Here is a 1,429-nt window from a genome sequence, read left to right as displayed (position 1 = left end):
GGGTCGGCGCCGCGCTGGCGACGGTGGATCCGGTCGGCTATGCCCGCGCCTATGGGCTGTTTGCCCGCGCCGATGCCGCGCATGAAGGCCGGCTGGGGAGCCTGGCGATGCCGGCCTTGTTCCTGACCGGCGAGGAGGATGAGAATTCCTCGCCCGCTATGTCCCGCCGCATGGCAGACTCTGCCCCGCAAGGGCGGGCCGTGGCGCTGCCCGGCCAGCGCCACATGATGAGCCTGGCCGCACCCGGGGTTGTGAATGACGTTCTTGGCCGTTTTCTCGATGAAACCGTGCTGTTGCAGGCCGCGCAATAGCTTTACGACGGAGCGACATTATGAAATTCTCGCTGTTTGTGCATATGGAACGCCTCTCTGCGGGGCAGAGCCAGATTGAGCTGCTGGACGAGCTGGAGGCGCTGGTGACGCAGGCCGAAGCCGGCGGCATGAAGGCCGCCTGGATCGGCGAGCATCACGGCATGGAATTCACCATCGCGCCCAACCCGTTCCTGCAGATCGCCTATCTGGCGCCGAAGACGACGAAGATCCGGCTGGGCACCAGCTCGGTGATCGCGCCGTTCTGGCACCCGATCAAGTTGGCGGGGGAGACGGCGATGACCGATCTGATCACCCGTGGCCGGCTGGAGCTTGGCATCGCGCGCGGGGCCTACAGCTTCGAGTATGAGCGGCTGCAGCCGGGGCTGACACCGATGGAGGCAGGCTTGCGCATGCGCGAGCTGGTGCCCGCGGTGCAGAAGCTGTTCCAGGGCGATTACGAACATCACGGCGAATATTGGCAGTTTCCGAAAACCAGCGCGGTGCCGCAGCCGCTGCAGCCGGGCGGGCCGCCGATCTGGGTGGCGGCGCGTGACCCGAACTCGCATGAATTCGCGGTCCGCACGGGCTGCAATGTGCAGGTCACGCCGCTGGCCAGCGGCGATGCGGAGGTGGAGAGTCTGATGCAGCGCTTCAACGCCGCCTGCGACGCCAATCCGCAGGTCAAGCGCCCGCAGATCATGCTGCTGCAGCATACTTATGTCGCCGCCGACGAGGAAGACGCCGCGCAAGGGGCCGAGGAGCTGAGCCGGTTTTATTGCTATTTCGGCGCCTGGTTCCAGAACAAAAAGCCGGTGACGCGCGGCATGATGGAGGCGCTGACGCCCGAGGAGATGGCCGCGATGCCGCAATACGCCCCAGAGATTGTGCGCAAGAGCTTTGTCATCGGCACCGCCGACGAGGTGGTGGCAAGGCTGAAAGCCTATGAGGCGCTGGGCTATGACCAGTTCAGCCTGTGGATCGATAGCGGCATGAGCTTTGCGCGCAAGCAGGCCTCGCTGCGGCGCTTCATCGAAGAGGTGATGCCGCATTTCCAGAAAGCCCCTGAATATGCCTGAACTGAAGCGGTTTCAGCTTTATATCGACGGGCGGTTCGAGGA

Annotated in this window: 2 protein-coding genes; both read left to right on the top strand. The window is 64.5% G+C overall.

Annotated features, from left to right (window positions below; all coding sequences use genetic code 11):
- Positions 1–311: alpha/beta fold hydrolase (locus tag MXAZACID_RS05725; RefSeq protein WP_008493204.1), on the top strand; the 311-nt coding region annotated here is incomplete at its 5' end.
- Between the two features lie 20 nt (positions 312–331).
- Positions 332–1,387: an LLM class flavin-dependent oxidoreductase gene (locus MXAZACID_RS05720; RefSeq protein ID WP_008493203.1), complete on the top strand. Its 1,056-nt coding sequence runs from the start codon at positions 332–334 to the stop codon at positions 1,385–1,387.
- Positions 1,388–1,429: the final 42 nt, after the last annotated feature.

The organism is Acidocella sp. MX-AZ02, assembly GCF_000306035.1.
Taxonomy (GTDB): Bacteria; Pseudomonadota; Alphaproteobacteria; order Acetobacterales; family Acetobacteraceae; genus Acidocella; species Acidocella facilis.
The sequence above is the reverse complement of the archived record's forward strand: the minus strand, read 5'-3'. Positions and strand labels throughout refer to the sequence as shown.